Genomic DNA, 26898 nt, shown 5'->3' with positions numbered 1-26898 from the left:
GCATCCCGTCACCTGACCGGAGGCCTTTGCCTTGTCTGCCCTGCCAGTGAACCGGCTGAGCCCATCGGCCGTCACCGACCTGTCCGTGCTCCTGGCGACCTGCTTCCAGGAGGACGCCCTCACCCGCTGGATGATCCCCGACGAGCGGCGGCGTGCCGAGCTGCTGCCCGGGTTCTTCCGGGTGTTCGTGGAACTGTCCGCCGCCTACGACGGGGTGCTCACCGGCCCGGACGGTGACGCGGTGCTCCTGTTCCTGCCGCCCGGCGCCGAGCCCGACGAGAAGGCCCTGGACGCGGCGTTCGCCGATGTCCTGGGCGAGTACGCGCAGGCGATGCACACCATCGCGGGCCTGCAGGAGGCGGCCCATCCGCACGGTGCGCCGCACTACTACGTGTCCTTCGGAGCGGTGCGCCCCGGCCGGCAGCAGAGCGGGCTGATGTCCGCTCTGCTGGGCCGGGTGGCGGCCCGGGCGGACGCCGAGGGTGTCGGCGCGTATGTGGAGGCCAGCTCCCGCGGTGGTGAGGCCGCCGGCCGGCGTGCCGGTTTCGAGCTCCGGGGCGGGGACATCGCGCTGCCCGACGGAGGACCTGTACTGCGACCCATGTGGAGGGAACCCCGATGAGGGGAGACGATCTGATCCAGTCGTGGACCGCCGGTGAGATAGCCCGCGGTGAGGCGCCGACGGAGTATCTGGGGCCGTTGCTCCAGGTGCTGGTGTGGAGCCGGGAGTTCCTGGTCTCCAGCCACCCCGAGCTGGGGCGCACCGGTCCGGTGTGCCCGTACACGCAGCCTTCGCTGCGCAAGGAGCTGTTCCATCTGGCGGTGCCGGCGGCGAGTTGTGAGGACCTGGCTTCGGCGGTCGACTCGCTGCGGACCCGTCACGCGGTTCTTTCGCAGCGGCTGTCGCCGGAGGACCGTGAGCTGCTGACGATCCTGCTGGTGCTGCCGGGGTTCGATGCGACGGATTCGGTGGAGCTGGACGAGCTGCAGCGCAAGGCGAAGGACGAGTTCGTGGCGGAGGGGCTGATGATCGGCCAGTTCCATCCGGTGTGCGAGGAGCCGGGTCTGTACAACGAGGCGTTCCGGCCGCTGCGTTCGCCGGTGCCGCTGCTGGCGGTCCGCAAGCTGCTGGTGTTCGACCTGCCGTTCCTGGTGGGCGACGACGCGCACATGGACCACTATCTGCAGCGTTTCGCGCCGGCTCTGCCGTCGCGGATCCGTGACCAGCTGGTGAGCCGGGTGGTGGCTGCCTGATCCCGGGTCCGGATACGGCTGTGGCCCCGGTGGCGTCTGCCACCGGGGCCTCGGTCTGTCGGGGGTGGGGCTCAGTGCGGGGCTGTGCGCAGGCAGTCCTCCAGGAAGGTCAGGACGCGCAGGTGGTAGGCGGGGGCGGTGTGGCCCAGGCTGATGTTGTGGCCGGAGTCGGGCAGGTGCTCGACGGTGACGGAGGGGGCGGCCGTCAGGCGGGAGGTCATCGCGGCCAGGGTGGGGGCGTCCAGGTGCCACCAGGCCTCGTGTTCGGCGAAGGTGAGGCGGACGGGGACGCGGACGTTGGGGGCCAGTGCCTCGTACTGGCCGGTCCAGCGCAGGGTTTCGGCGGATTCGCGCGGTGGTGTCGCGGCGAGGAGGGTGCGGCTGGCCTGGAAGGTGCCGCGCGGGTAGAGGTTCAGGGGGCCCCAGTTGAGTTTGGTGGCGCCGGCGCCCAGGGTGGAGGGGAAGTGCAGGGCCTGGGGGTTGTAGCGGTAGCCGACGCCGGAGGCGTCCACGCCGAGCAGGGGGGTGCCGCCGCCGTCTGCGGCTGCCGTGTGGAGGGCGACCTTGCCGCCGTCGGAGTGGCCCAGGAGGAGGATTCCGGCGCCGATGTCGTGTTCGGCGGCGTGCTCCTTGAGGGCGGCGTGGAGGGTTTCGGCCTGTTCGGGCAGGTTCTGGCCGTCGGGCAGCCGGTCGGCGGAGTCGCCGTAGCCGGGGCGGTCGACGGCCAGGACGGCGTGGCCCAGGCCGGTGGCGAGGGGGATGAAGGAGTTCCAGTAGGCGGCGCGCATGCCGCGGCCGTGGATGGCGAGGATGGTGGATCGGGTGGGTGTGGCGTCCTTGGGCAGGGCCAGGAGCGCCGAGAGGGTGATGCCGCCCGCGTTGAGGGTGTAGGGGCGGGTGCCGGGTCGTGGTGTGGTCATCGGACCGCCAGCCCCTTTCGTGTGCCCTCCATGGCGTCCACCCAGGCGGCGGGCGAGCCGGTGCGCAGCAGTGAGGTGCCGACGAGGAGGCCGGCGAAGCCGGCGTCGAGGAGGGCGGCCGCGGTGTGCGGGCTGTCGATGCCGCTGGCGCTGACCGGGCAGGCGGCGCCGGCGTCGAGGACCGCGGGCAGCAGGTCCAGGGAGCGGCCGAGGTCGCCGGCGCCGCGCTCGCGGGTCTTGATGTCCTTGTTGTTGACGGCGATGACGCATTCCTCGGGGTGGTGGACCGAGGCGAGTTCGCTTTCCTGGGTGATCTCGACGAAGGGGGTGAGGCCGGTCAGCAGGCATTCGGTGACCAGGGTCCGCATGCTCGAGGCCGGGAGCAGGGCCGCGGTCAGCAGCACGGCGGAGGCGCCGAGCTCCTTGGCGGTGCGGATCTGGTCCTTCCGGGTGATGAAGTCCTTCTGGAGGATGGGGAGTGCGGTCAGGGCGGCCACGTCCCGCAGCAGGGCCGGTGAGCCGCCGAACCAGCGGCCGGTGACCACCGAGACGCAGGGGGCGCCCGCGCTCTCGTAGGCGCTGACGATCGCGGCGGGGGTGCGGCCTCCGAGCATGTCGTAGCCGTGGGCGTCGCGCCGTTTCACCTCCATCACCACGGGGGTCGGGGAGGCCAGGAGGGCCTCGAGAAAAGGGAAGCCGGGCCGGTTGTGCTTCGTCATCGCGACAGCTCCAGTCGGGGGTGGTCGGGCAGGGCTTCGTGGCGGGTGCCGGTGCCGGTGCGGGTGCCGGTGCGCCAGGCGCGGGCCAGGGCGGCGATCTGCGGGACTCCGAAGCCGCCGGTGGTCCGGTCGCGGGCGGCGGTGTCGACGTCGATGCCGCGGAATCCGGGGTGGTGGACGACGTCCTCGTAGGCGGGGCGGTTGGTGGGGGTCAGGCCGCCGGCGAGGAGGAAGGGGCGGGTCAGGCGGGGCAGCAGGGCGGTGACGCGGTCGGGGTCGAGGGCGGCGCCGGTGCTGCCGATGCGGCCGTCGCCGGTGGCGGTGTCGAGGAGGAAGAGGTCGGTGCCGGCCCGGTCGTAGGCGCCGATCAGGGGGCGTTCCACGCAGCCGCCGTTCTCCTGGACGTGCAGCACCTTGACGATGCCGACGTGTGCGGGCAGGGCCTGGCGCAGGGCCCGGACGAGGGCGGGGCTCTGGTAGGCGTGGAGTTGGACCCAGCCGACGCCGGTGCGGGCCGCGATCGCGGCCAGTTCACCGGCGTCGGCGAGGAAGGTCACCAGGACCGGCAGGAGGCCGGTGGAACGGGCCGCCGCCGCGAGGGCGGCGAGCCCGTTCCGGTCCAGTTCGCTGGGGCCGCCGGGTACGCCGTGCCAGAGGCCGACGCAGTCGGCCCCGGCGGCCGCCGCGGCCTCGATGTCCTGCGGGGCGGTGGCCCCGCAGACCTTGAGCAGGGTCCGGGACAGGGGGCGGGTGGTGCTCACTTGCCCAGTCCCAGCATCGAGGCGATGCGGTTGTACTGGATTTCGTTGGTGCCGGAGTAGATCGTGCCGCCGACGGCGTTGCGCACGTCCTGCTCCAGGCCGAACTCGGCCATGTAGCCGTGGCCGCCGAAGATCTGTACGGCGGTGAGGCTGGTGGCGAGGTTGGACTCGCTGGTGACGATTTTGGCGATGGCGAGGTCGGTGGTGATGTTCTCGCCGGCCTCCAGTTTTTCGCCCGTGTCGTAGAGCCACTTGCGGGCGGTCTCCAGCTGGATCTTCGTGTCGACGATCTTGTTGGCGATCGTCTGGTACGAACCGATCGCCTTTCCGAAGGACTTGCGTGTCTTCGCGTAGTCGACACAGCGTTCCAGCCGGTGCTGCATCTCCCCCACGTTGACGATGAAGGAGAAGAGGATCTCTCGTTTCATCACGTGGTCCAGGACCATGAACCCGCCTCCGACCCGGCCGAGCACCGCGCTCCTGGGTACCCGTACGTCGTCGAAGAACAGCTCGCTGAGCGGGGAGGTCCGCAGGCCCATCTTCTTGATGGGGTTGCCGGCGGTCAGGCCGGGGGTGTTGCGGTCGACCAGGAAGGCGGTGGTGCCGAGCGGGCCGCCGTCCGGGTGGGTGCGGGCGTAGACCACGATCACGTCGGCGATGGGGCCGTTGCTGACGAAGGCCTTGCTGCCGTTGATGACGAAGTCGTCGCCGTCGCGGACGGCCCTGGTGGTCATGGCCATGGCGTCCGAGCCGCCCTCGGACTCGGTGATGGCGTGGGCGCCGATCGCCTCGCCCGAGCAGATCCGGTGCAGGTAGCGCTCTTTTTGTTCGGTGGTGCCGAACTGCTGGAGGGGGATGCCGGTGGAGCAGATGGAGGTGGTGATGCAGAAGCTGAGGCCCGCGTCGCGGTTGTACTCGCCGAGGCCCTCCAGTACGTACATGGTGGTGAGCAGTGACTGTCCGAGGCCTCCGTGGTCCTCGTCGAAGGGCAGTCCGAGGATGCCGGTCTTCTGGACGAGCTTCCACTTGTCCTCGGAGAAGGCGGACTGCGCGTCGAGTTCGATGTGGTCTGCGCCGAGTGCGTCTCCCCACCGTTCCAGGCCGTCGCGCAGATCTGCCTGGTCGGCGTTCCAACGGATCACGAGGGACCCCTTTGATTCGGTGATGGTGCGGACGGATGGTGTTGCGGAGGTGCCTCAGTAGGCGGAGGAGCTGTGGGCGTCGAGGCTGTGGACCTCGTCGCCGCGCAGGGCGGGCGAGAAGACGCAGACCAGGCGCAGGTCCTCGTCGGGGCTGGCGACGAGGAAGTGGGCGTCGTGCTGGTCGAGTGCGTACATGCGGCCGGGGACTATCTCGTGGGAGGTGCCGTCGAGCTCGATGACCTCGCCGGAGCCCTCGATGCAGTAGCAGGCCTCGAGGTGGTTGACGTATTCCAGGCGGGACTTGGTGCCGGCCAGGACGGTGGTGTCGGTGAGCGAGTAGCCCAGGCCGTCCTCGGCGAGGAGGAAGCGGCGGCTGAGGCCGTTGCCCCACTCGACGGTCTTCACGGACTCGATGTCGCGAACGATCATGGCAGTCTCCTGGTGTGAGGGTGGTGCGCGGATGGTTCGGATGAGAGGTGGAGCTCGCTTTCCCGCCGGTCAGGCGGTTCGGTGCGGTGTTGCGGGCTGGACCGAGCGGACGAAGGTGCGGAAGGCTTCGCTCACGTCGGTGCCGGCTTCCTGGGCCCGTTCGACGGCGGCGACCGCGGCGGAGCCGATGATCGCGGCGTCGGCGCCGGCGGCGCCGACGGCCTGGATGTCCTGCCGTGTGCTGACCCCGAAGCCGACGGCGATCGGGGACGTCGTGTGCGCCCGGAGCGAGCGGACCGTCTGTGCCAGCGCGGCGTGGCCGGCGGCGGGAGCGGTTCCGCTGCGTCCGTAGTGGGCGACGAGGTAGAGGTAGGCGCGGGCCTGTGCGGCGGCCTGGGCCTGGGTGGCGGGCGGGCTTTTGGTGTAGCAGGTGGTGACGACGGGGAGGCCGGCGGCGGCGGCCGATTCCAGGTGGGTCTCGCGCAGCCGTGGGGGCAGGGCGTGGACGAGGAGTCCGTCGGCGCCGGCGGCGGCGATCTCGCGGGTGGTGGCGGCCAGGTCCCGGTGTTTGAGGGAGTGGCTCCAGTCGGCGAGCAGGGCGATGCGCAGGTGGGTGAGGTGGGGGCGTACGTCGGCGATGAAGGCGAGTACGTCGTCCAGGTCGGCGCCGCCGCGGTCCAGTGCGCGGCGGGCCGAGCGGCGGATGACGGGGCCGTCGGTGACCGAGTCGGGGAACGGGACGGCCAGTTCGAGGCAGTCCACGCCTTCCTCGTCGAGCATGAGGACCAGGTCGCGCAGGATGGGCAGGGGCGGGTCGCCGGCGTTGAGGAAGAGGGCGAGTCCGGGCGGGGCGCCGGGGGTTCGGCGGGTGAAGAAGGGGGCCGGCGCCGGGGTCGGGGCGGTGTCCGTCCCCGCTGTCGGGGCGGGCGCGGTGGGGCTAGGCACCGGTCACCGCCAGGGTGCGGGGGGCGGGGGCCGGGGCGGCCGCGAGGCGCTGTGCGAGGTCGTGGGCGGCGCCGGAGCGGATGGCTTCCTCGGCGAGGGAGACGGCCGAGAGCCAGTCGCGGCGGGTGTCGGAGGCCACCACGAGGGCGGCGGCTCCGAGGCAGACCGTGCGGGTGGCGACGCGGCCGGCGTCGCCGGAGAGGATGGACAGGAAGTGGGCGACGGCCGTGGTGGGGTCGGTGGCCGGTCGCAGGTCGGCGAAGGAGCCGTCGCCCGGGGTGAGTTCGCCGGGGCGGATGATCCGGGTCAGGGAGTTCTCCCCGTGGATGGTGTTGGTCGCGAAGGGCAGCAGCTCGTCCGCGCCGGTGTCGTTGGAGGTGAGCCAGATCCGGCGGGTGGTGGTCGCGGCGAGCCGGCGCAGGGTGTCCAGGGGGGCGGCCCCGGAGACGCCGGTGACCTGGGCGGTCACCGGGAGGTCGGCGAGGAAGGGGCCCAGCGCGTTCAGGAAGCGGCCGAAGGGTTTCATGCTGTGGGGGGCCACGGTGCGGGCGAGGCGGGTCAGTTGGGTGGGGTAGACGAAGGGTCCGGCGAAGGCGATGCCGTGGGCGGCGAGGGTGTCCTCGGTCTGGGCGTAGGAGGAGGTGAGACGGACACCGAGCCGCTCGAGCAGGTCGACGGAGCCCAGTGAGCTGGTGTAGGCGCGGGAGCCGGTTTTGACGACCTTGACCCCGGCTGCCGCGGCGACGAACGCGGAGGCGGTGGAGATGTTGAAGGTCTTGGGTCCGCCGCCGGTGCCGACGACGTTCACGGTGCCTTCCCAGGGGGTGGCTGCCGCCCGGGCCGGCCGGCGCTCGGCGAGCGAGTCCAGCAGGTGGCGCAGGGTCTCGTGGTCGGGGAGCCGGCTGGTCAGGGAGGCCAGCAGGGCGAGGACCTGGGCCTGGTCCAGGCCGCCGTCGCCGAGCTGGTCCCACCAGGACCGCCAGGTCTCGCGGCCGACCGGGGCTCGCTGTTCCAGCAGGCCGGTGAGTGCGTCGTGCACGGTCGCTCTCCGTCTCGTGTGCGTCGGGTCGGGGGTGGTGGCGGGGGCCGTTCAGGCGGCCGCGGTGCGGCGGGATTCGGTGATGAAGGTGTCGATCGCCTCGACGCTGCGGAAGTTGTTGGGGTCCAGGTCGGCGTCGCCGATGGCGAGCTCGAAGCGGTCCTCGACCCAGGCGATGAGCTTGAGGACGCCCAGGCTGTCGATGACTCCGTCGTTGAGGAGGTCGTGGTCGGCGGCGAGTTCGGTGGCGGCGGTGCCCGGGAGGAACTCGGTGATGACGAAGTTCTTGATGGTGTCGACGTTGCTCATGACGGGATTCCTTCGGCGAGAGGTGTGGAGAGGGGTGCGGTGATGCCGGTGGCCGGCCGGTCGAGTCGGTCGAGCGCCTTGCGGTCGACCTTTCCGGTGGCGGTCTTGGGCAGCGGCGTTTCGGTGACGGTGAGTTGGTGCGGTACGGCGGCCCTGGGCAGGTGGCGGGCGCAGTGGGTGCGCAGTTGCAGGCCGGTCAGGGTGGAGCCGGGGGTTTTGTGGACGGCGGCGACGAGTCGTTTGCCGGCGATGGGGTCGGGCAGGGCGGCGACGCCCGCTTCCAGTACGTCGGGGTGTTCGTGCAGGATCCGTTCGATCTCGGCGGTGTTGACGGCGACGCCGCGGACCTTGACCTGGAAGTCGGTGCGTCCGCTCAGGTGCAGGGTGCCGGCCGCGTCGCGTCGTACGAGGTCGCCGGTGCGGAACCAGCGGCGGTCGTCGAGGCCGAGGGGGTGGCCGGTGAACTTGTCGGTGTGGCGGGTGCGGTCGAGGTAGCCGCGGGTCTGGAAGGGCGTGGAGACGAAGAGTTCTCCGCTGCCGGCTCCTTGGACGGGGGTGTGGGTGTCGGGGTCGATGATCAGGGCGCGTACGCCGGGCAGTGGGCGGCCGATGGGGACGGGTGTGGTGGGGGCCGCGGTGGGGTCGACCTCGTGGAGGAAGCTGTCGTTGGTCTCGGTGCATCCGTAGATGTTGTGGATGCGGGCGTGGGGGAAGAGCTGGGGCAGGGCGGCGAGGGTGCGGTCGGCGATGGCGTCGCCGGTGAACATGACGTGCTCGACGCCGGGGAAGGTGTCGCCGGTCTTGGCGGCGGCGTCCTGGAGGAGTCCGAAGGCCATGGGGACGGCCTGGACGATGTCGACGCTGTGGTGGAGGACCAGGTCGCGCAGGTGGCGGCCGTGGGCGGCCAGGGCCGGGTCGACGAGGACGACGCGTCCGCCGCGGGCGAGGGTGGTCCACACGTCGAGGAGGCAGAGGTCGAAGTTGAGGGGGGCGTAGTTCAGGACGGTGCGTCCGGGTCCGATGCCGAAGGCGTGGCCGGCCCAGCGGGTGAACCGGTCGACGGCGTCCAGGCCGAGCGGGACGATCTTGGGGAGGCTGGTGGATCCGGAGGTGGTGAGCATGAAGGCCACCTCGGCGGCCTCGGCGGCCGGCAGCGGCCGGGCGGTGACCTCGGGGTTGGGGGTGACGCGGGGGCTCTGCCCGCCGGGGGCCAGTACCCGGGCGCAGCCGGCCTGGGCGAAGAGGTCGGCCAGGAGGGTGTCGGCGAGGGCCGGGGACGGCAGGAGCAGGGGGCGCCGGGCCAGCAGGCAGGCCAGGACCAGGGCGAGGGCTGCGGGTGATTTGTCGGCGAGGATGCCGACCGGTTCGCCGGGGGCGAGGTCCAGGTGTGCGAGCCGGTCGCGTTCGCGGCCGGCGAGCTCGTACAGCTCGCGGTAGGTGGTTTCCTGCCCGTTGAAGAGGAGCGCGGTGGCGTGGGGGCGGTCGCGGACCTGGGTCAGGAAGCCGCCGAGGAGGCCGAGTTCGGCGGCGGGGGCGCTACGGTGCGCGGCGGCGGTGCGGGGGGTGCGGGGTGCGGTCATCGGGGGCCTCCGGTTGCGGGGGCGGCGAACTCGATCCAGCCGGACTTCACGGCGGCCCCCTTGGGGGTTTTGCAGGTGAAGCGGACGACGCGGGCCTCGGCGTCGGGCTGGAGGGTGACCTCCAGCGGGATGCCGGGGGGTACGGGGGCGGAGAAGCGGCAGCCCAGGCCGCGGACGCGGGCGGAGTCGCCGGCTGCGAAGCGGTCGGTGGCCTCCTCCACGGCGAGGGCGACCACGCTCATGCCGTGGGCGATGACGGTGTCGAAGCCGGCGCCGCGGGCGGCGTCCTCGTCGAGGTGGATGGGGTTGAGGTCGCCGGAGGCGTGGGCGTAGGTGGTGATCCAGTCGGTGGTCAGGGCGTGGACGGCGCTGTGGGGTTCGCCGGCGCCCAGTGGGGCGGGGGCGGGGGGGCCGCCGGCGATGTCGCCGAAGGGCTCCAGCAGGCTCGCGCCGACCAGCAGGGCGGAGATGACCAGTTCCGCGAAGGGTTCGGGGCCGTCCTCGCCGGTCAGGCGGACCCGTAGCGCGATGCGGGCGCCGCGCGGTTCCTTGCGGATGCCGGCCACGTCCAGGGTGACGGTGACCTGCTCGCCGGGGCGGACCGGGCGCAGGGTGCGGATGTCCTGGCCGAGGTGGACCACGGAGACGGGGCCGGGCTCGGCCGCGGTGAGCGCGGCGACGGTCTGTTCGGCGACGGTGTGGGCCAGGACGAAGGTGTGGACGGGCGAGGCCTGGCCGGGGCGGGCGGTGGGCAGGCCGCGGCGGGCGGCGCCGCGGTAGTCGGTGATCTCGGGTTCGGTGACGGTGAGCGTGCGGACCGGGGAGGGCAGGGAGAGGGTGGTCATACCGGCGTCACCACCACGGAGGAGTTGTGGCCGCCGAACCCGAAGGAGTTCGTGATCGCGGGTCCCGGGCGCACGGCGCGGGGTGCGCCGTGGACGACGTCGATGTCCATTCCTGGCTCCTGCTGTTCGTGGTTGGCGGTGGGCGGCACCTCGCAGTGGCGCATGGCCTGCACGGTGGCGATGAGTTCGACGGCTCCGGCGGCGCCGATGAGGTGGCCGATGACCGACTTGGGTGCGGTGACGGGCGGCTGGGCGGTGCCGAACACCTTGGTGAGGGCGGCGGCTTCGGAGCGGTCGTTGTACGGGGTGGAGGTGCCGTGGGCGTTGACGTGGACGATGTCGGTGGCCTGGAGGCCGGCGTCGGCGATGGCGGCGGTCATGGCGGCGGCGGCGCCGGCGCCGTCGGGCAGGGGCATCGCGAGGTGGTGGGCGTCGGCGGTGGCGGCGTATCCGGCGACGAGGCCGTAGGTCTTCGCGCCGCGGGCGCGCGCGTCCTCGAGGCGTTCCAGGACGACGAAGCCGGCTCCCTCGCCCATGACGAACCCGTCGCGGTCCTTGTCGAAGGGGCGGGAGGCGTGTTCGGGGTCCTCGTTGCGGAAGGAGACCGCGCTGAGGTTGCCGAAGCCGGCCAGGGTGACGGGGGTGAGGGTGTGTTCGGTGCCGCCGGCGATGACGAGGTCGGCGCGGTGGGTCTGCAGGAGCATCAGGGCGTGGCCGATGGCGTCGGCGCCGCTGGCGCAGGTGTTGGCGACGGTCAGGGCGGGGCCGGTCCAGCCGAGCCGGATGGCGATGTGGGCGGCGGCCGCGTTGGGCATCGTCATGAGGGGCATGAGCGGGTTGACGCGGGCCGGGCCGCCTTCGGCGAAGTGGGCGGACTCCAGGTCGCTGGTGGCGCGCCCGCCGACGGCGTTGCCGACGACGATGGCGGTGCGGCCGGCTTCGGCGGTGGGCGATCCCGCGTCGTGGTGGGCGGCGAGGGCGGCGGCGGTGCCGTAGTGGGCGAAGGGGTCCATGCGGCGGGCTTCCTTGGCGGGGACGAGCCCGGCGAGGCCTTCCAGGCCGCGGACCCGGCAGCCGATGCGCACGCGGTGGCGGCTGAGGTCGATGTGGGTGAGTTCGGCGGCGGTGGAGCGGCCGGCGCGCAGTGTGTGCCACAGCTCGTCCGGGGTGCACCCGCCGGGGGTGACCACGCCCATGCCGGTGATGGCTACGGGCGGCCGGGCGGTGCTGCCCCTGGACGGTGAAGGCATGTCTGCTCCCTGAGGCGGACTGAGAGGTGCGAAAGGGGGTGCGGGGGCTGTGGGGCGCTCAGATGATGCGGCACTCACGGGCCGAGGTGATGAGGGCATCGGCGGCGAAGTCGATGTCGGCGGTGGTGTGGGCGGCGGTGATGGCGATGCGCAGCCGGGCCAGGTCGTTGGGGACGGCCGGGGTGACCACCGGGAGGCCGATCGCGCCGTTCTTGCGGTAGGCGGTCGCCAGGTCGTAGGCGGACTCGTCGGAGCCTGCGATGACGGGGACGACGGCGGTCTCGCTGTCGACGGTGCTGATGCCGGCCTTGTTCAGGAGGGTGCGGAAGCGTGCGGATTCGCGCTGGATGAACTCCACCCGCTGCGGTTCGCGCTGCATGATCCGCAGGGATTCCAGGGCGGCGCCGGTCTGTGCTCCGCCGAGGGCGGCGGAGAAGAGGAAGGGGCGGGCGGCGTAGCGCAGGTGGTGGACGAGTTCGGCGGAGCCGGCGACCCAGCCGCCCATGGAGGGGATGGCCTTGGAGAGGGTGCCGAGCTTGATGTCGACCTTCGCCTCGTAGTGGAAGTGCTCCTCGATGCCCTTGCCGGTGGCGCCGATGACGCCGAGGGCGTGGGCCTCGTCGACCATCAGGAGGGCGTTGTGGGCGTCGCAGACCTTGCGGAGGTCGACCAGGGGGGCGATGTCGCCGTCCATGGAGTAGACGCTGTCGACGATGACCAGGCGTACGCCGGTGTCGGGGGCGGCGGCCAGGCGGCGCTCCAGGTGGGTGACGTCGTTGTGGCGGAAGCGGGTGACGGTGGCGCCGGAGAGCTTGCAGCCGTCGACGATGCTGGCGTGGTCGTACTTGTCGATGAAGACGGTGTCGCCGGGGCCGACGATGGCGCCGACGGTGCCGACGTTGGCGGCGTAGCCGGAGCCGAAGACCAGGGCGCGCTCGCGGCCGGCGACCTTGGCGACCTCGGCCTCCAGTTCCTCGTGCAGCGGGGTGGTTCCGGCGAGGGCGCGGACGCCGTGGTTGCCGGTGCCGTAGCGGTCGACGGCGGCCTTGGCGGCGGAGACGACCCGCTCGTCGCCGGCGAGTCCGAGGTAGGAGTAGCCGGACATCATCAGCAGGCGGCGGCCGTCCTGGTCCGCGTAGGCGGAGTCCCGCTCGGCGGTGTAGGCGACGAAGCTGTTCTTGCGGTTGGGCTCGTACTCCAGGGAGCGGACCCGGTCGCGGAAGTAGGCCAGCTTCGGCTCGAGGCGGTCCCAGCCAGCGGATGCGTTCACGTGCTTCTCCTCGTCGCGATCGTCCGGCGGACCCGGAACTCCATCGATGCCCTGCCGTTTCTCCGGCCGGGCTCTAGTGGAATTCCATTAAGGCTCGGGGGGCGCAATAGCAGCGCAAGAGGAGGACTGCAGCGGGACTGCAGCGGGACTGCAGCGGTGCTCGAAAAGTGAAAGGGAATGCTCGGACCTCGGGTTTCATTCGGATAGGAAATGTTCATCGACCGCTGTTGACATGCCGAGAAGGCCCGCCGGTATCCTCTGAATCGCACGAACTTGGGGGACACGGCCGGAAGCCGACCGTTTCGGAGTGTGCATAGTGCTGATCAGACTCATAGGTCTTGTCACGATCGAGCCGGACGGAGCACCGCCTCAACACCTCTCGAGCGCACAGGCGCAGGTCGCGTTCGCCCGGCTGCTGCTGGAGCGGGCGGGCGGCACGGACCGTGACCAACTGGCCGAAACCGTATGGCCCGAGGGCCTGCCGGACACCTGGGCGTCGGCGCTGCGGAGCCTGGTGAGCCGGGTGCGTACGTTCGTCACGACGCCGCAGGACCGGCCGGGGGCCACTCCCCTGGTCTCCCAGGGCGGCCGTTACGTCCTGCGGGTGCCGCACGACGTGGCGGTGGACGTGGAGGTCGCGGAGACCGCGCTGGCCGAGGCGGCCGAGGCGTATGCGGAGGGGGCGTTCGCGGTGGCGCAGCAGCTCGCAGCCGGCGCGGTGTCGAACCTGCGCGGCTCGTTCCTGCCCTCGCACGAGGGCGAGTGGGTCAACGCGATGCGCGAGCAGCTGGAGGAGTTGCGGCTCAAGGCGCTGGAGACGGCGAGTCTGTCCTCCTCGGCGCTGGGCGACGAGCATCACGCGCTGCGGTACGCGGAGGAGGCGGTGCGCCGGGCCCCGTTCAGGGAGAGTGCCTACCGGTGCCGGATGGCGGCCCATACCCGGGCCGGTAACCGTGCGGAGGCGCTGCGCAGTTATCAGCAGTTGCGGGAGGTGCTGGCTGAGGAGCTGGGTATCGACCCGGCGCCCGAGACGGAGGCCGCGTACCTGGAGCTGCTGCGCACGCCGGAGCCGCGGCCGCCGGTGCGTCAGCTCGCCTGCCTGGACCCGGTGCTGATGGGGGTGTTCGAGGTGGATCACCGGATGCCGGTGCCGCGTCCGTGTTCGCTGGCCGACCACGGGTGCGTCACGCACCGGATGTCGTCCTCCCCCGCCGCCTGATCCGGGCGTGCGGGAGCCGCCGCCGCGCTGGTGCGCGGCGGCGGCTGCGTGTGCCCGCGTACGCCCGTATGCCCGGACGCCCCGTATGCCGGTGTCCCCGTATGCCGGTGTCCCCGTATGCCGGTGTCCCCGTATGCCGGTGGGTCTTGTGTGTCGGGGGTGGGCGGGGGCCGGTTGTGGGGGACGCCGGGCGGCCCCGGCCTCCTGTGGGGGGTGGAGGAGGCCGGGGCCGGGGGGCGAGCGGCGGGGGGATCAGGTGATGGACACGCCGCTGTCGATGCTGATGACCTGGCCCGTCATGCAGTCCTGGTCGAGGAAGAGGCCGACGCTGCGGGCGACTTCCTCGACGGTGACGAACCGCGGGATGGGGGCCTTGTCCTCCATGCCCTCGATGACCCGGTCGGGCAGGGTGTTGGTCATGCCGGTGATCATGAATCCGGGGGACAGCGCGTTCACCGTCACCCCGCGGCGTCCGCACTCCGAGGCGAGGGTGCGGGTGAAGCCGATCAGTCCGGCCTTGGAGGCCGAATAGGCGGTCTGGCCGGCCGTCGCGATGATGCCCGACGGTGACACGATGTTGATCACCCGGCCCCAGCGCTGGCGCAGCATGTGCGGCACCGAGACGCGGGCGGTGTGGAAGGAGCCGATCAGGTTGGTCTGGATGACCTGGGCCCAGTCGGCCGGGTTCTGCATCGCCATGAGGCTGTCCTTGCGGATGGCCCCGTTGTTGACGAGTACGTCCACCGGGCCGAGTTCGGCCGCGATCTGCGCGTGGATGGCCTGGGTGGCCTCCCACGAGCCGACGTCACCGGTGACCAGGACCGAGGGGTTGGTCAGTTTCTCCCGGACGGCCTCGGCCCCCTGCAGGGAGCTGTTGTAGTGGACGGCGACCCGGCAGCCCAGTGCGTCCAGTTCCAGCGCCAGGGCCTGGCCGAGGCCGCCCGAGGCACCGGTCACGAGAGCGACCGGGGATTCGGGCCGTACGCCCGCACCGTTCTTGCTCATGCCGCGACACCGCCCCATTCCATCAGGATCGAACCCCAGGTCATTCCGGCTCCGAAGCCGGCCAGCAGGACCTTGTCCCCGGTCTTGATCCGGCCCTCTTCCAGGGCCTCGGTCAGGGCGATCGGGATCGAGGCCGAGGCGGTGTTGCCGTATTTCTGGAGGTTGGTGATCAGGGCCTCCTGGCGCAGGCCGGTGTGCGAGAGGATCGAGTTGATGATCCGGATGTTGGCCTGGTGCGGTACGACGTGGTCGATGTCCGCGGCGTCCACCTTGGCGCTCTCCAGTGTCTCGCGCACCGTGCGGACGGTGTAGCGGACGGCGTTGAGGTAGATCTCGTTGCCGTTGATCTGCGCGTAGTGCAGGCCCGCGTCCAGGGTCTCCTGGGTGGTGGGCATGCGGCTGCCGCCGGCGAGGACCTTGAGCGAGCCGGTGCAGGCCCCGTCGGCGCCCAGGTTCCACGCCTTGACGCGGTTCTCCGGGCCCGGCTGCAGGACGATGGCGCCCGCGCCGTCGCCGACGAGGATGGACAGGTCCCGGTCGGCCGGGTTGGCCGTCAGGGTGTGGGTGTCGGAGCCGATCAGGAGGATCGGCCGGGGGTCGATGGCGATCAGGGCCATGGCGGACACGAGCCCGTAGACGAAGCCGGCGCACTCGGAGTTGACGTCGTGCGCGCTGCCGGCGATGTCCAGTTCGTGGTGGACGAACGCGGAGGTCGCCGGGGACGGCTGCTCGGGCGTGGCGGTGGCCACGATGAGGTGGGCGATGTCGGCGCCGGTCAGGCCTGCCTTCTCCAGCGCGCGCCGGCCGGCCTCGACGGCCAGGGAGGCGGTGGTCTGCCCCGGGTTGACCGCCCGCCGCTCACGGATGCCGCAGCGGCTGACGACCCAGTGCTCGTCCACGCCGAATCGTTCGGCGAGTTCGGCACTGGTGACGATGCGTTCGGGTACGGACATGCCCCACCCGGTGATGTCGAAGCCGGTCACGTCACCCCTCGCTACGCCTGAGCCGGGACGAGATCGACGATCTTCGCGTACACGTCACGCAAGGTGGTCGTGTCGTCGAGGTCGGCGAAGAGCGACTCGTCGGCCGGAATGTGCGGGTACTGGTTCTGGAAGCCGTACAGCCACTCCATCAGGTCCAGCGAGTCGACGTCCGCGATGTGCTGGAGCGGGGCGTCGGGGCTGACCTCCGCGGCACCCGAGACGGCCTCGAGCTGGCTCGCCAGTTCTTCGATGGTGGGCAGCGACATGGGGTCGGTCCTCTCTCGGCAATGCAACTCGGCAGTGCGTGTCTGGTTTTCGAGAGTGATGAAATCCCTGCCCCCGCAAGGAAGACGCAACACGGTGGCGGGCCGGATTCGCGGAGCGTCTTGCGCACGCCTTGCGGGGCATCCGGTTTTCTCGACGCGAATTCGGAAAACAAGGCCCGCCGAACACGCAGGAAAGAGGATCAGGATGACAACGGTCGCCCCCAAGTCGGTGGACCCCGAGGTCGATGCGATCAGGCACCACTACGAGGTCAGCAACGATTTCTACCGGCTGCTGCTGGGCCCCACGATGATGTACTCCGGCGGCTACTGGGAGGACGGCGAGGACCTGGTCGCCACTCTCGACGAGGCCCAGGAGCGCAAGCTCGACAAGTTCGCCGAGCTGGCGAACGTGGCCGCCGGCCGGACCGGGCGCGTCCTGGACATCGGCTGCGGCTGGGGCACCATGCTCAACCGTCTGACCACCGTGCACGGTGCGGAGCAGGCCGTGGGCCTGACCCTGTCGCGTACGCAGGAGGCGTTCATCGCCGGCCTGAACAACCCGCGGATCACCACGCTGGTGCAGAGCTGGGCCGACTACAAGGTCGCCGACGACAGCGAGAAGTACGACGCCGCGTTCTGCATCAACGCCTTGGAGCACTTCGTCTCCTCCAACCTGCCGCCCAAGGAGCGCACCAAGCGCTACCGGTACTTCTTCCAGCAGGTCGCGAACGCCCTGAACCCGGGTGCGAAGTTCGTGCTGCACACCATGACGGCCGAGGCGCTGCCGATGAACCGGGCGCTCCTGGACGACCTGAAGTTCCTGCAGCGCTCGGAGTTCGAGGGCTGCCACATTCCGCACCTGAGCGAGCTGAGCGCCGCCGCGGAGGGTCTCTTCGAGATCGACGAGGTCGTCAACGAGCGCGAGTCGTTCGCGATGGCCTGCCGTGCCTGGCTGGTCCTGCTGGCCGAGCGCCGGGACGAGGCCGTGGCCATGGAGGGCGAGGAGGTCGTCTCGCGCTTCGAGCGCTACCTGGACATCTTCGCGTACACGCTCGAGGACAAGTTCTTCAACAACTTCCGCGTCACCATCACGCGCCGTTAAGGAGGTTGACGTGACGAGCATTCTCGAACCGGCCAAGGACGGCGGGACACGTACGGGTGCCGAGGAGCGTCCCGGTGGCGGCGGCCCGACCCGGCACCTGCGGGTCGCGGTCATCGGCACCGGCTTCTCGGGCCTGGGTACCGCCATCCGGCTGCTGCAGTCGGGCATCGACGACTTCCTGGTGTTCGAGCGGGCCGACGAGGTCGGCGGCACCTGGCGCGACAACAGCTATCCGGGTTGTGCGTGCGACGTCATGTCCCACCTCTACTCGTTCTCCTTCGCCCGGAATCCGAACTGGAAGTCGACGTTCGCCTCGCGGGACGAGCTGTACGCGTACCTGCGGGACACGGCCGACCGTTTCGGTGTGCGTCCGCACATCCGGTTCGGGCACGAGCTGGAGGCCGCCCGCTGGGACGAGGGCGAGCGGCACTGGAGGATCGAGACCTCGCAGGGGCAGTACACCGCGCAGTTCCTGGTGACCGGTACCGGCTACCTCAGTGAGGCGGCCGTGCCGGACATCAAGGGGCTGGCGGAGTTCGAGGGGAAGGTCTTCCACTCCTCGAGCTGGGACCACGACCACGAGCTGGCCGGCCGGCGTGTCGCGGTCATCGGCACCGGTGCCTCCGCGATCCAGTTCGTGCCGGCGATCCAGCCGGAGGTCGGGCACCTGGACCTCTACCAGCGCACCCCGGCGTGGATCGGCCCCAAGCCGGACAAGGTCAACTCGGCGCGGCACACGGCGATGCTGCGTTCGCTGCCGGGCTATCAGCAGTTCCGGCGGGGCTTCAACATGTGGGGCCGGGAGATCCTGGCGTTCTTCTGGAAGCGGCCCAAGCTCGCCGAGAAGGTCCAGAAGATGGCCAGCGACCACCTCGAGAAGTCGGTGAAGGACGAGGCGCTGCGCAAGCGGCTGACGCCCGACTACCTGGTGGCGTGCAAGCGGCTGCTGTTCTCCAACACCTGGTACCCGGCGATCCAGCAGCCCAATGTGGAGATCGTCACGGACGGGATCGCCGAGGTCCGGGCCAAGTCGATCGTGGGGGCGGACGGGGTCGAGCGTGAGGTCGACACCATCATCCTGGGCACCGGTTTCCAGGCCACCGACCGTCCGGTGGCGCGCCGGATCTGGGGCCGGGGCGGGGCGCAGCTGCGTGAGGTGTGGAAGGACGGGATGTCCGCGCACCGTGGGACGACCGTCGCCGGCTTCCCGAACCTGTTCATGCTGCTGGGTCCGAACACGGCGCTGGGTCACTCCTCGCAGACGGTGATGATCGAGGCGCAGGTCCAGTACGTCGTGGACTCCCTCAAGCAGGTCGAGAGGCGGGGCCTGGCCAGTATCGAGGTCCGTCAGGCGGCGCAGGACGCCTACAACGACAGGCTCGACAAGCATTTGGAGGGCACGGTCTGGATGTCGGGCGGTTGCAGGAGCTGGTACCTCGACGCGAACGGCCGCAACACCTCGATCTTCCCGACGTACACCTGGCGCTTCCGCCGGGGCACCAAGCGGCTCGACCTGAGCGAGTACCAGCTCGCTTCCCAGGTACGCAAGACCACGCCGGTACCTCACCAGTAGGAGACGTACGAAGATGAGCAGCACCCACAGAACCGCCGCGGGCACCGCCGCCGAGCCGTCCCGCCGCCGTGTCCTGGGCGGGATCGCGACCACTGCCGTCGCGGTCGTCGGCTGGAACGCGGTGTCACAGACCTGGGCGACGGCCGCCGAGGCCGCCGGGAATTCCGATGTCGTCCCGGTGCCGGGGCTGGTCGGGACCCTGGAGACGACGCCGGGCGTGGTCGACGCGTTCGCCAACGACTTCGGTCACCTCTTCGACGGCGCCGCGAGCAAGCCGTGGGCCGTACTGCGGCCGGGCGGCGTGGACGACATCGTCAAGATCGTCAATTATGCGCGGGCCAACAACATCAAGGTGGCCGTCAACGGCCAGGGCGGTACCGGCGCCGACATCGAGTCGCACTCGGTGTACGGGCAGGCGCGTGTGCCGGGCGGTATCTCCATCGACGCGAAGGGGATGTCGAAGATCCTGTCGATCGGCGGCGACCACGCGGTGGTCGAGGCCGGTGTGACCTGGGGTCAGCTGACGGACGCGACGCTGAGGACGGGCAAGACCCCGCCGGCGCTTCCGGACTACCTGTACATCTCCGTCGGCGGCACGATCAGCATCGGTGGTATCGGCGGCACGGTGCAGCGTTACGGTCTGCTGTGCGACACCGTGCAGTCCATCGACATCATCACCGGTGACGGCAAGCTGGTCACCGCGACGGCGACGCAGCGCACGGAGCTGTTCAACGCGGCGCTGTCGGGCGGCGGGCAGGTCGGCATCATCGTCCGGGTCAAGGTCAAGCTGATCCCGGCGCCGACGCGGTCGGTCATCTTCAGCCTGTTCTACGCCAATGTCGAGACCTACCTGGTGGACTCGGAGAAGGTGCTGGCCGACGGCCGGTTCCAGGTCCACGCGGGCGAGATGCTGCAGAAGCCGGACGGCAGCGGCTGGCGCTACAAGCTGGAGGTCGGCGCCACCTACACCACCACGCCGCCGGACCGTGCGGCGCTGCTGTGCGGGCTGCAGGACGTGCGGGCGGACGCGGTCATCGAGGATGTGGCGTTCCGGGACTACATGTTCCGGCTCGACGCGTACGAGGCGGTCCTGAAGGAGGGCGGTCACTGGTACACGCCCAAGCCGTGGCTGAGCATGTTCCTGCCGGCGTCGAAGACCAAGCAGTTCATGAAGCGGGTGGAGCAGGAGCTGGACGCGAACTCGCTCGGTGGCGGGTTCCTGCTCTTCTACCCGTTCTTCACCTCGAAGATCAAGCGTCCGCTGGCGATGATGCCCAACGAGTCGGTGGTCTACCTGTTCGACCTGCTGCGCTTCCCGAACCCGGGTGAGCCCGGTATCCAGGCCATGATCGACCAGAACCGGCGTCTGTACGACATCGCGGTGGGTCTGGGGGCGAAGCGGTACCTGGTGGGTTCGATCCCGATGTCGGGTGCCGACTGGAAGAAGCACTTCGGTAACCGCTGGGCCGGTTTCGTGAACGCGAAGAAGAAGTTCGACCCCGGCAACATCTTCACCCCCGGTCAGGGCTTCTTCGCCTGACAGCGGGAGTCCGACCGGTCGTGAAGTCCCGGCGGCGGGGGCGGGGAGAGGGAACCCGCCCCCGCCGCTTCCTTGTTTTCCCGTATCCAGTGGAGGCTTCGGCATGACGACGTACGACCTGATCGACGAGGCGGTGATCGACGCCCCGGCGGATGCCGTCTGGGACGCGCTCGTCGCGGAGTTCCGCGGGGCCCGGAAGTGGTGGGTGCCGGCCAATACGTTCACCGCGCTCTCCGGCGCTCCGGACGAGGTCGGCGCCTTGGTGGGCGTGACGGTGCACACCAAGGGCGCGGACAAGGGCGGGTTGAAGCTGCGCTTCACCTCGCGGACGGTGGCGGTGGAGCCGGGGCGCCGGCTGGACATCGAGTACGTGGAGGGGGTCTTCCGGGGTCCCGGCAGTTTCCGTGTGGAGCCTTTGGCGGACGGCCGTACCCGGGTCTCGATGCATTTCACCGGCAGTCCGCACGGCTGGCTGAAGGTGCTGGCCAAGGTCGCGGACCTGGGTGCGGAGCATTCCAGGGCCACGCTGGCCGCGTTCGAGTCGCTGGACCGGCAGCTGTCGGCGGTGGCGCGGTGAGCCTGGCGGCGCGGGTCTCGCGTGAGTTGACGGTCCGTACGGACGACGGGGCGGACCTGGAGGTCACCGTGCTGGCTCCGCTGGCGGGCACGCCGGTGGCCGCCGACGTGGTGCTGGTGCACGGCTGGGCGCACACCCGGCGGGTGTGGGGCACGGTCGCGGACCGGCTGATCCGGGCGGGGCACCGGGTGGTGTCCTACGACCAGCGCGGTCACGGGGCGTCCACGCTGGGCCGCACGCCGGTCTCGGTGGAGCGGCTGGCGGCGGACCTGTCGGCGGTGCTGGGTGAGACGGACGCGCGCGAGGCGGTGCTCGTCGGGCATTCGGGCGGCGGGTTCGCGGCGCTGTCGTACGCGGCGACCTCGCCGTCGGCGGGCCGGCTGCGCGGGCTGGTGCTGCTGGGTACGGCGGGGCACGGTCAGGACACTGCGGACAGCGAGGTGAAGATGATGGGCAGTGCCGTCTTCTCCGCGGCGCTGCGCCGGCCGTGGCTGGGCCGCAAGCTGCTGGGTTCCACCATGGGCGCGCAGGTGGATCCGGTGGTGCGGGATGTGAACCGGCAGCTGTTCGCGGGGGCGGTTCCCCGGGTGCGGGCGGAGTTCTTCCGCTGCACGCGGGGCTGGGACGTCCGTGAGGCGCTGAAGGGTGTCTCGGTGGCGGCGGTGGTCCTGCACGGGGAGGCCGACAAGGTGATCGACATCGAGTTGGCGCGGACCCTCGCGGAGGTGATTCCCGGCGCTCGTTTCGAGTCGGTTCCCGGTGCGGGGCACATGCTGCCGCTGGAGCGTCCGCTGCTGGCGGTGTCGGCGGCGATGGAGCTCGCCTCGCGATGATCGAGGAACTCCTGCCTTCGGGCGTCACGTCTTCGGAAGCTTTCGACGACGCGGCGCCCGCTCCGCTTTTTCCGGCCGAGGCGGCGTTGATGGCCGGCCGCCGGGAGCGGCGGCGCCGTCAGTTCGCGACGGCGCGTGCGTGTGCGCGGCGTGCTCTGGCGGATCTGGGGCGGCGGCCTGTGGCGCTGCTGCCGGGGCCGGGCGGGGCCCCGCAGTGGCCTTCGGGTGTGGTGGGCAGCATCACGCACTGCGAGGGGTATCGGGGGGCGGTGGTGGCGGCGGCCGGGATGGTGGCGGCTCTGGGCATCGATGCGGAGCCGGCCGGTCCGCTCCCGTCGGGGGTGCTGGGGCTGATCACCTGTGCGCGGGAGCGCGCGGATCTGGCCGAGTTGGCGGCCGCCGATGCCTCGGTGCCGTGGGAGCGGGTGCTGTTCTCCGCGAAGGAGGCGGCGTACAAGGCGTGGTATCCGGCGACCGGGATCTGGTTGGGGTTTCGTGACGCCACGTTGGTCCTCTCCCCCGCGGGGACGTTCACGGCGACGCTGCGGCCGCCGGTGGCTTCGCCGGTGGACCCGGTGTACGAGGGCCGCTGGCTGGCGGGGCGGGGTCTGGTGCTGACGGCGGTGGTGCGCGGGGCGCGGGCTTTCGCGGGGGTGTAGGCCGTCCGGCCCGCGTGGTGGGTAAGTGGTGCGGGTTCAGGGGGTGTCGAGTACGACGGTGCGGGAGGGGTGGGCGGGCTGGGGTGCGCTGGCCTGGCCGGCGCCGTTGCGGAATTCCTGGGGGCTGATGCCGCGGACTCTTTTGAAGGCGGTGGACAGGGCGAAGGCGGAGCTGTAGCCGACGCGTCGGGCGACGCCCGTGACGGTGGCGTCCGGTTCGCGCAGCAGGTCGGCGGCGAGGGCCAGGCGCCAGCCGGTGAGGTAGGCGACGGGGGGTTCGCCGACGACGTCGGTGAAGCGGCGGGCCAGGGAGGCCCGGGAGACGCCGACTTTCACGGCGAGTTCCTCCACGGTCCAGCCGTGGAAGGGGTTTTCGTGCAGGAGGCGCAGGGCGGGGCCGACGACGGGGTCGCTCTGCGCGCGGTACCAGGCGGGGGCGCCGCTGCCGGGGGCGGCGAGCCAGGTGCGCAGGACGCCGATGAGCAGGAGGTCCAGGAGGCGGTCCAGGACGATTTCCTGGCCGGGTTCGTCCTTGGAGATTTCTGTGGTGAGCAGGGTGACCAGGGTGTTGTCGGCGGCTTCGGCGGGGCGGACCAGGATGGTGGGCAGGGCGCTCAGCAGTCGGCGGCCGATCTCGCTGGGGGCCTGGTAGGTGCCGCTGAGCATGATCGAGGAGCCGGCGTCCTGGAAGGCCTGGCCCCAGGTGCGGACGCCCAGGGCCATGGTGTCGGTGACGTCCTCGCCCTCCTGGGTGCTGCAGCGCTGTTCGGGGCCGACGGTGATCTGGACGGGGGTGTCGGGGGTGTCGGCGACGGTGTAGGGGTCGGGGCCGCGTACGACGGCGACGTCTCCGGGGCGGATCAGGACGGGGGTGGCCCGGTCGGGGAGCAGCCAGGCGTTGCCGTGGACCATGGTGACGACGGAGAGGGGGGCCCGGTCCTCGACGCGCAGGGACCAGGGCGGGTTGAAGACGGATTTGAGGAGGAAGGCTCCGCGGGCTTTGGGGCCTTCGAGCAGTCCGGTGAGCGTGTCCATGTCCTCATCCTCTCGGACGGCGTGGCGAAGCGCCCGCTCTCCCGCGGGGGACGGAAAGAGAGCGGGCGCCGTTCGCGGGGTGGGGGGTGGGGTGGCGGTGGTGGAGGGGTCAGGTGGCCGAGGCGCGGCCGTGCAGGGTCAGTGCGCGGCCCAGGGCGGCGAGGGCGGCTGTGCAGGCGAGGGTGCGGACGAGGTTGCCGGAGGTCCAGCGGCCGCCGAAGCGGGAGCGGGCGGCTGCGGCGTCGGCGCCGGCGCGTGCGAGCTGGTTGTTGAGGGGGATGTTGACGATGGCGGTGACGGCCAGCGACAGTCCGTAGAGGGCGAAGGCGATCCAGCCCCAGCGGGCGGCGTCGGGGCGGCCGCCGCGCTGCTGTTGTGCTGCGGCGACGCCGGTGGCGAGGAAGGCGCCGAGGAAGAGGAGGCCGAACAGGCCGTTGTCGATGGCGTCGTTGATGTTGCGCATGGCGGTGACGTAGGTGTGGTCGTCGCCGCGTCCGAGGCCGGGCATCACCGAGATGTCGAAGGCGAAGTAGAGGCCGGCCATCAGGCCGGTGCCCACCGTCGCGGCCACCAGGGTCACGGATTGCGTGGTCGTGCCGGTCACTTCAGAATCCCCTTCAGTGTGCGGGTGTAGCGCCGGTGCAGGAGGGTGGAGCCGATCAGGCGCACCGGTGGTGGGATGGTCGCGGCGACGTGGGCGACCGATTGTCGTGGGGCGCCGTCGAACATCCAGGGCTGGAGGTGGGTCATGACGCGCAGGGGTGCGCTGGCGACGACTTTGCGTTCTTCGGCCAGGTAGGCGCGTTCGCCGAGGCGTTCGAAGACGGGGAAGACGATGCGTTCCTCGTCGCGGAGGTGGTCGCGCAGGACGCCTTCGAAGGTCTGGGCGGCTCGTACGAGGCCGTCGCCGCGGTGGGCGACGGCGGTGGCGACGGCGCTCATGGCGGCGTCGAGTTCCTCGTGGTCCTCGTGGAGTTCGCGGGCCTGGGCGTCGAAGTCGGCGTCGCGGCGGCGCAGTCCGGGCCACAGGACGTCGTCCTCGCTGGTGTGGTGCCATTCGATGGTTTCGCGCAGCTGCTGCCACCAGGGGGTTCCTGCGCCGTTCCACGCCGGGGCGGCGGTGCGCAGGCGGGCTGCGTCGCGTCGCATGGCGATGTGCATGAGGGCGAATCCGTGGAAGTACGGGGGGAGGGTGTGGAGTCCGTGTTCGCTGGAGTACGTCCGGGGCGTGGGCATGGGAACCTCCTGTGCCCCGAGTACCGGGCGGCGGCCGTACCAGAGTCGCCGCCCGGTCAAGGAGCGAAAGGGATGGAGCGGGTGGTGAGCAGCCGGTGGTGGGTCAGACGTTCCAGACTCCGGTGGCGGCGGCCTCGCGGGCGAAGTCGGCGAAGTCCTTGGGCTTGCGGCCCAGGGCTTCCTCGACGCCGTGCACCAGGTGGGCGTTGCGGCCGTCGAGGATCATGGTGAAGAGGTCGGCGAACTCCTCGGGGAGGCCGTTCTCGCGCAGGACCGCGCGGTACTCCTCGTTGGTGACGGAGATGTACTTGATGTCGCGGCCGGTGGCCGTGGACAGTTCGGCGGCGACGTCGCTGTAGCTGAGCAGGCGCGGGCCGGACAGTTCGTAGGTCTTGCCGATGTGCTTGTCGTCGGTGAGGGCGGCGACGACGACGTCGGCGATGTCGTCGGCGTCGACGAAGGCTTCGACGGCGTCGCCGGTCGGCAGGGCGATCTCGCCGGCCAGGACGGGCTCCAGGAAGAAGCTCTCGTTGAAGTTCTGGTTGAACCAGCTGGAGCGGACGATGGTCCAGTCGGCGCCGGAGGCCTTGAGGTTGTTCTCGCTGACCTCGGCGGCCTCCTCCCCGCGGCCGGACAGGAGGACCAGGCGGCGGGCGCCCTGGGCGACGGCGACCTTGGAGAATTCGGCGACCTGTTCGGCGGCGCCGGGGAAGGCGAGGTCGGGGTAGTAGGTCACGTAAACCCGGTCGACGCCTTCGAGCGCCGGTACCCAGGTGGCGGGCTCGTGCCAGTCGAAGGCGGGTGTGCCGCTGCGGGAGCCGATGCGGACCTGGCGGCCCTGGGCGGTGAGCTTCTCGGCGACGCGTCGGCCGGTCTTGCCGTGACCGCCGATGACGAGGGTGATCTGCGTGTTCTGCGCGTTCTGAGTCATGAGTACAGTCAAGTCCAGTCTCGCGAGACGGGCCATAGCCACAAAGCTCAGTTCCATATGCGTGCGTCTACGGGTGGTGGCCCGGAGTGCGACGGTGAGCTGGTGGCTTCGGCGTGAGCGCGAGAATCGTAGGCATGGCTCCGGGGGGCGGGCCAGGGCGTCCCGAGCGGTTGTGGACGCTTCGTGGACGCGTCCTCGAGCGGGTCTCGAGCGGTCCGGTGCGGGGGCGGTGCGGGGGCGGTGCGGGGGCGGGGGGCGGGGGCGGGCCGTCTGCGACGGGAGTCGAGCGGTTCTCATGTCGTACCGGGCACGATCGGCCCCGGAGTCACCACCCCGGCGCTGGGAGGCCGCATGAACGCCACTCCGGATCATCCGGAGCTCGACCGGTTGTCCGCCGACCTGGCGGGCCTGCTCGGACGGATCGGGCTCGACCCGTCCGGCGGGCGGCCCACGCGCCGGGACCGCCTCGACATCCGTTTCGCGGCCTCGGCCGCCCGCCATCCGGGCCGTGTCGCCGTCCGGGACGCGCTGGCCGGGGCGACGTATCTGGAACTGGAGTGGCTGGCCGACGACATCGCGCGGCGGCTGTCGGGGCGTGCGGGTCCCGGCTCGGCCGTGGCCGTGCGGGCCGGGCGCTCGTGCATGACGGCGGGCGCCGTGGTGGGTGTGCTGCGGGCGGGGGCGGCGGTGCTGCCTCTGGAGCCCGGGCACAGTGCGGGTCTGCAGGAGTTCTTGATGCGCGACGGCGGCGCGGAGATCGTCCTCTCGGACTGCGGGCTGCTGCGCGGGGAGATCCCGGTGGTCAAGACGGGCGGGTTCGTCATCGCGGTGCGGCCGCCGGTGGCGGTGCGCCGCGAGGTGGCGCCGGGGACGGCGTTCATGGCGCTGCCGGCGGGCGGTGATCCGGGGCGGGCGGTGGCGGTGCGGGCGGTGTCCCACGCGGATGTGCTGGCGTGGGTGGACAGTTGTGTGCCGATGCTGGGGGCGGGCCTGGACGACGTGTGGACGCACCTGCACCCGCTGGGCCTGGATCTGGGCATGCGGGAGATGTGGGGTCCGCTGCTGTCGGGCGGCCGTGCGGTGGTCGTGGACGGGGACACCGCGCGCGACGCGCGGGCCCTGGTGCGGCTGCTGGCGCGGGAGGGGGTGACGGTGGTGACGCAGCTGCCGTCCGGGTTCGCGCGGCTGAATGCGGCGGCCCGCGGTTCGGGGCTGCCGGCGCTGCGGCACGTGCTGCTGTCGGACGGGCCGGTGGACGGTGCGGTGCTGGCCGCCTGGCGGGCCGCCGGGATCGCCCCGCAGGCGCTGACCTGGGACGTGACGGGGTCGCCGACGGTGCTGTGAGGTGTGCGGGTACGGCCCGAAGGGCCCCGGACGGTATGGGCGGTTTCTAGGGGTCCTCGCAACACCTGATGGCTTACGTGGTTGTCAGTAGATCACGCAGGCGCTCGGCTGGGGTTCTCCAGCCGAGCGTTT

Annotated in this window: 29 protein-coding genes; 10 read left to right on the top strand and 19 right to left on the bottom strand. The window is 71.2% G+C overall.

What is annotated here, in order from left to right; genetic code table 11:
• Positions 1–31 precede the first annotated feature (31 nt).
• On the top strand, positions 32–622 hold the full coding sequence (locus ACIQZO_RS38935) for a hypothetical protein (RefSeq protein ID WP_403635960.1): 591 nt from the start codon (positions 32–34) through the stop codon (positions 620–622).
• Positions 619–1254 carry a DUF6875 domain-containing protein gene (locus ACIQZO_RS38930; protein ID WP_403635958.1) on the top strand — a complete coding sequence of 212 codons (636 nt, stop codon included), beginning with the start codon at positions 619–621 and terminating at the stop codon, positions 1252–1254. Before ACIQZO_RS38935 ends, ACIQZO_RS38930 begins: the two co-directional genes overlap by 4 nt.
• 71 nt (positions 1255–1325) lie before the next feature.
• On the opposite strand, the gene ACIQZO_RS38925 is transcribed toward ACIQZO_RS38930, so the two are convergent.
• From ACIQZO_RS38925 to ACIQZO_RS38870, 12 genes are all read right to left on the bottom strand, one after another.
• Positions 1326–2174, bottom strand: coding sequence for an alpha/beta hydrolase (locus ACIQZO_RS38925; RefSeq protein WP_403635956.1), 849 nt, complete (start codon positions 2172–2174; stop codon positions 1326–1328).
• Positions 2171–2893, bottom strand: a complete 723-nt coding sequence (locus tag ACIQZO_RS38920; RefSeq protein ID WP_403635954.1) for an indole-3-glycerol-phosphate synthase — start codon at positions 2891–2893, stop codon at positions 2171–2173. Before ACIQZO_RS38920 ends, ACIQZO_RS38925 begins: the two co-directional genes overlap by 4 nt.
• A complete protein-coding gene (locus ACIQZO_RS38915) occupies positions 2890–3654 on the bottom strand; it encodes an N-(5'-phosphoribosyl)anthranilate isomerase (protein ID WP_403635952.1) in 765 nt (254 codons plus the stop codon). Before ACIQZO_RS38915 ends, ACIQZO_RS38920 begins: the two co-directional genes overlap by 4 nt.
• Positions 3651–4796 carry an acyl-CoA dehydrogenase family protein gene (locus tag ACIQZO_RS38910; protein WP_403635950.1) on the bottom strand — a complete coding sequence of 382 codons (1146 nt, stop codon included), beginning with the start codon at positions 4794–4796 and terminating at the stop codon, positions 3651–3653. Before ACIQZO_RS38910 ends, ACIQZO_RS38915 begins: the two co-directional genes overlap by 4 nt.
• A gap of 54 nt (positions 4797–4850) precedes the next feature.
• Entirely contained in the window at positions 4851–5225 is a 375-nt protein-coding gene (locus ACIQZO_RS38905) for an ectoine synthase (RefSeq protein ID WP_403635948.1), read from the bottom strand.
• A 69-nt stretch (positions 5226–5294) separates the two neighbouring features.
• Complete coding sequence (trpA, locus tag ACIQZO_RS38900) at positions 5295–6170, bottom strand: tryptophan synthase subunit alpha (protein ID WP_403635946.1); 876 nt, start codon at positions 6168–6170, stop codon at positions 5295–5297.
• A complete protein-coding gene (locus ACIQZO_RS38895) occupies positions 6163–7209 on the bottom strand; it encodes a hypothetical protein (protein ID WP_403635944.1) in 1047 nt (348 codons plus the stop codon). The genes trpA and ACIQZO_RS38895 overlap by 8 nt, the downstream gene beginning before the upstream one ends.
• A gap of 51 nt (positions 7210–7260) precedes the next feature.
• Positions 7261–7518 carry a phosphopantetheine-binding protein gene (locus tag ACIQZO_RS38890; RefSeq protein ID WP_403635942.1) on the bottom strand — a complete coding sequence of 86 codons (258 nt, stop codon included), beginning with the start codon at positions 7516–7518 and terminating at the stop codon, positions 7261–7263.
• Positions 7515–9098, bottom strand: a complete 1584-nt coding sequence (locus ACIQZO_RS38885; RefSeq protein WP_403635940.1) for an AMP-binding protein — start codon at positions 9096–9098, stop codon at positions 7515–7517. Before ACIQZO_RS38885 ends, ACIQZO_RS38890 begins: the two co-directional genes overlap by 4 nt.
• On the bottom strand, positions 9095–9943 hold the full coding sequence (locus ACIQZO_RS38880) for a MaoC/PaaZ C-terminal domain-containing protein (RefSeq protein WP_403635938.1): 849 nt from the start codon (positions 9941–9943) through the stop codon (positions 9095–9097). The genes ACIQZO_RS38885 and ACIQZO_RS38880 overlap by 4 nt, the downstream gene beginning before the upstream one ends.
• Positions 9940–11193, bottom strand: a complete 1254-nt coding sequence (locus tag ACIQZO_RS38875) for a beta-ketoacyl-[acyl-carrier-protein] synthase family protein (protein WP_403635936.1) — start codon at positions 11191–11193, stop codon at positions 9940–9942. Before ACIQZO_RS38875 ends, ACIQZO_RS38880 begins: the two co-directional genes overlap by 4 nt.
• Positions 11194–11251: 58 nt before the next feature.
• Positions 11252–12463 (bottom strand): aminotransferase class I/II-fold pyridoxal phosphate-dependent enzyme, encoded by a 1212-nt coding sequence (locus tag ACIQZO_RS38870; protein WP_403635934.1) that lies wholly within the window; start codon positions 12461–12463, stop codon positions 11252–11254.
• A gap of 316 nt (positions 12464–12779) precedes the next feature.
• Here ACIQZO_RS38870 and ACIQZO_RS38865 point away from each other — a divergent pair, with 316 nt between their 5' ends.
• Positions 12780–13682, top strand: a complete 903-nt coding sequence (locus ACIQZO_RS38865) for a BTAD domain-containing putative transcriptional regulator (protein WP_403635932.1) — start codon at positions 12780–12782, stop codon at positions 13680–13682.
• Between the two features lie 252 nt (positions 13683–13934).
• On the opposite strand, the gene ACIQZO_RS38860 is transcribed toward ACIQZO_RS38865, so the two are convergent.
• Genes ACIQZO_RS38860 through ACIQZO_RS38850 form a run of 3 tightly spaced genes read right to left on the bottom strand, consistent with a single transcriptional unit; the run spans position 13935 to position 15936 of the window.
• Complete coding sequence (locus tag ACIQZO_RS38860) at positions 13935–14687, bottom strand: SDR family NAD(P)-dependent oxidoreductase (RefSeq protein ID WP_403635930.1); 753 nt, start codon at positions 14685–14687, stop codon at positions 13935–13937.
• A complete protein-coding gene (locus tag ACIQZO_RS38855; RefSeq protein WP_403635928.1) occupies positions 14684–15670 on the bottom strand; it encodes a 3-oxoacyl-ACP synthase III family protein in 987 nt (328 codons plus the stop codon). The genes ACIQZO_RS38860 and ACIQZO_RS38855 overlap by 4 nt, the downstream gene beginning before the upstream one ends.
• Before the next feature lie 11 nt (positions 15671–15681).
• A complete protein-coding gene (locus tag ACIQZO_RS38850; RefSeq protein WP_030390264.1) occupies positions 15682–15936 on the bottom strand; it encodes a hypothetical protein in 255 nt (84 codons plus the stop codon).
• Between the two features lie 205 nt (positions 15937–16141).
• Here ACIQZO_RS38850 and ACIQZO_RS38845 point away from each other — a divergent pair, with 205 nt between their 5' ends.
• From ACIQZO_RS38845 to ACIQZO_RS38820, 6 genes are all read left to right on the top strand, one after another.
• Positions 16142–17038 carry a class I SAM-dependent methyltransferase gene (locus ACIQZO_RS38845; RefSeq protein WP_403635926.1) on the top strand — a complete coding sequence of 299 codons (897 nt, stop codon included), beginning with the start codon at positions 16142–16144 and terminating at the stop codon, positions 17036–17038.
• Positions 17039–17048: 10 nt separating this feature from the next.
• Positions 17049–18611, top strand: coding sequence for a flavin-containing monooxygenase (locus tag ACIQZO_RS38840; protein ID WP_403635924.1), 1563 nt, complete (start codon positions 17049–17051; stop codon positions 18609–18611).
• A 13-nt stretch (positions 18612–18624) separates the two neighbouring features.
• Positions 18625–20151 (top strand): FAD-binding protein, encoded by a 1527-nt coding sequence (locus ACIQZO_RS38835; protein ID WP_403635922.1) that lies wholly within the window; start codon positions 18625–18627, stop codon positions 20149–20151.
• Positions 20152–20254: 103 nt separating this feature from the next.
• The gene (locus ACIQZO_RS38830) at positions 20255–20728 is read left to right on the top strand and encodes an SRPBCC family protein (protein WP_403635920.1); all 474 of its coding nucleotides are present in this window, start codon (positions 20255–20257) and stop codon (positions 20726–20728) included.
• Complete coding sequence (locus tag ACIQZO_RS38825; protein ID WP_403635918.1) at positions 20725–21561, top strand: alpha/beta fold hydrolase; 837 nt, start codon at positions 20725–20727, stop codon at positions 21559–21561. The genes ACIQZO_RS38830 and ACIQZO_RS38825 overlap by 4 nt, the downstream gene beginning before the upstream one ends.
• Positions 21558–22220 (top strand): 4'-phosphopantetheinyl transferase, encoded by a 663-nt coding sequence (locus ACIQZO_RS38820; protein ID WP_403635916.1) that lies wholly within the window; start codon positions 21558–21560, stop codon positions 22218–22220. Before ACIQZO_RS38825 ends, ACIQZO_RS38820 begins: the two co-directional genes overlap by 4 nt.
• A 36-nt stretch (positions 22221–22256) precedes the next feature.
• Here ACIQZO_RS38820 and ACIQZO_RS38815 read toward each other — a convergent pair whose 3' ends face one another.
• The 4 genes from ACIQZO_RS38815 to ACIQZO_RS38800 all read right to left on the bottom strand — a co-directional run bounded on the left by ACIQZO_RS38815 (position 22257) and on the right by ACIQZO_RS38800 (position 25422).
• Positions 22257–23255, bottom strand: a complete 999-nt coding sequence (locus ACIQZO_RS38815) for an AraC family transcriptional regulator (RefSeq protein WP_403635914.1) — start codon at positions 23253–23255, stop codon at positions 22257–22259.
• Positions 23256–23364: 109 nt separating this feature from the next.
• Entirely contained in the window at positions 23365–23859 is a 495-nt protein-coding gene (locus ACIQZO_RS38810) for a DUF1772 domain-containing protein (RefSeq protein WP_403635912.1), read from the bottom strand.
• Entirely contained in the window at positions 23856–24491 is a 636-nt protein-coding gene (locus tag ACIQZO_RS38805; RefSeq protein WP_403635910.1) for a hemerythrin domain-containing protein, read from the bottom strand. Before ACIQZO_RS38805 ends, ACIQZO_RS38810 begins: the two co-directional genes overlap by 4 nt.
• 103 nt (positions 24492–24594) lie before the next feature.
• Entirely contained in the window at positions 24595–25422 is an 828-nt protein-coding gene (locus ACIQZO_RS38800; protein WP_403635908.1) for an NmrA family NAD(P)-binding protein, read from the bottom strand.
• A gap of 351 nt (positions 25423–25773) precedes the next feature.
• Between ACIQZO_RS38800 and ACIQZO_RS38795 the strand changes: the two genes are divergently transcribed.
• A complete protein-coding gene (locus ACIQZO_RS38795; protein ID WP_403635906.1) occupies positions 25774–26766 on the top strand; it encodes an AMP-binding protein in 993 nt (330 codons plus the stop codon).
• Positions 26767–26898 lie beyond the last annotated feature (132 nt).

The sequence above is a fragment of the Streptomyces sp. NPDC097617 genome, assembly GCF_044761485.1.
Lineage (GTDB): Bacteria > Actinomycetota > Actinomycetes > Streptomycetales > Streptomycetaceae > Streptomyces.
This window is presented reverse-complemented; position numbering and strand designations above follow the sequence as displayed.

What these genes read in the sequence shown, in the direction of transcription:
- ACIQZO_RS38850 (WP_030390264.1), bottom strand. Translation starts at nt 15,936, where the DNA reads ATGTCGCTGCCCACCATCGAAGAACTGGCGAGCCAGCTCGAGGCCGTC.
- ACIQZO_RS38795 (WP_403635906.1), top strand. Translation starts at nt 25,774, where the DNA reads ATGAACGCCACTCCGGATCATCCGGAGCTCGACCGGTTGTCCGCCGAC.
- ACIQZO_RS38820 (WP_403635916.1), top strand. Translation starts at nt 21,558, where the DNA reads ATGATCGAGGAACTCCTGCCTTCGGGCGTCACGTCTTCGGAAGCTTTC.
- ACIQZO_RS38845 (WP_403635926.1), top strand. Translation starts at nt 16,142, where the DNA reads ATGACAACGGTCGCCCCCAAGTCGGTGGACCCCGAGGTCGATGCGATC.
- ACIQZO_RS38920 (WP_403635954.1), bottom strand. Translation starts at nt 2,893, where the DNA reads ATGACGAAGCACAACCGGCCCGGCTTCCCTTTTCTCGAGGCCCTCCTG.
- ACIQZO_RS38805 (WP_403635910.1), bottom strand. Translation starts at nt 24,491, where the DNA reads ATGCCCACGCCCCGGACGTACTCCAGCGAACACGGACTCCACACCCTC.
- ACIQZO_RS38905 (WP_403635948.1), bottom strand. Translation starts at nt 5,225, where the DNA reads ATGATCGTTCGCGACATCGAGTCCGTGAAGACCGTCGAGTGGGGCAAC.
- ACIQZO_RS38890 (WP_403635942.1), bottom strand. Translation starts at nt 7,518, where the DNA reads ATGAGCAACGTCGACACCATCAAGAACTTCGTCATCACCGAGTTCCTC.
- ACIQZO_RS38880 (WP_403635938.1), bottom strand. Translation starts at nt 9,943, where the DNA reads ATGACCACCCTCTCCCTGCCCTCCCCGGTCCGCACGCTCACCGTCACC.
- ACIQZO_RS38875 (WP_403635936.1), bottom strand. Translation starts at nt 11,193, where the DNA reads ATGCCTTCACCGTCCAGGGGCAGCACCGCCCGGCCGCCCGTAGCCATC.
- ACIQZO_RS38860 (WP_403635930.1), bottom strand. Translation starts at nt 14,687, where the DNA reads ATGAGCAAGAACGGTGCGGGCGTACGGCCCGAATCCCCGGTCGCTCTC.
- ACIQZO_RS38800 (WP_403635908.1), bottom strand. Translation starts at nt 25,422, where the DNA reads ATGACTCAGAACGCGCAGAACACGCAGATCACCCTCGTCATCGGCGGT.
- ACIQZO_RS38835 (WP_403635922.1), top strand. Translation starts at nt 18,625, where the DNA reads ATGAGCAGCACCCACAGAACCGCCGCGGGCACCGCCGCCGAGCCGTCC.
- ACIQZO_RS38925 (WP_403635956.1), bottom strand. Translation starts at nt 2,174, where the DNA reads ATGACCACACCACGACCCGGCACCCGCCCCTACACCCTCAACGCGGGC.
- ACIQZO_RS38930 (WP_403635958.1), top strand. Translation starts at nt 619, where the DNA reads ATGAGGGGAGACGATCTGATCCAGTCGTGGACCGCCGGTGAGATAGCC.
- ACIQZO_RS38815 (WP_403635914.1), bottom strand. Translation starts at nt 23,255, where the DNA reads ATGGACACGCTCACCGGACTGCTCGAAGGCCCCAAAGCCCGCGGAGCC.
- ACIQZO_RS38830 (WP_403635920.1), top strand. Translation starts at nt 20,255, where the DNA reads ATGACGACGTACGACCTGATCGACGAGGCGGTGATCGACGCCCCGGCG.
- ACIQZO_RS38885 (WP_403635940.1), bottom strand. Translation starts at nt 9,098, where the DNA reads ATGACCGCACCCCGCACCCCCCGCACCGCCGCCGCGCACCGTAGCGCC.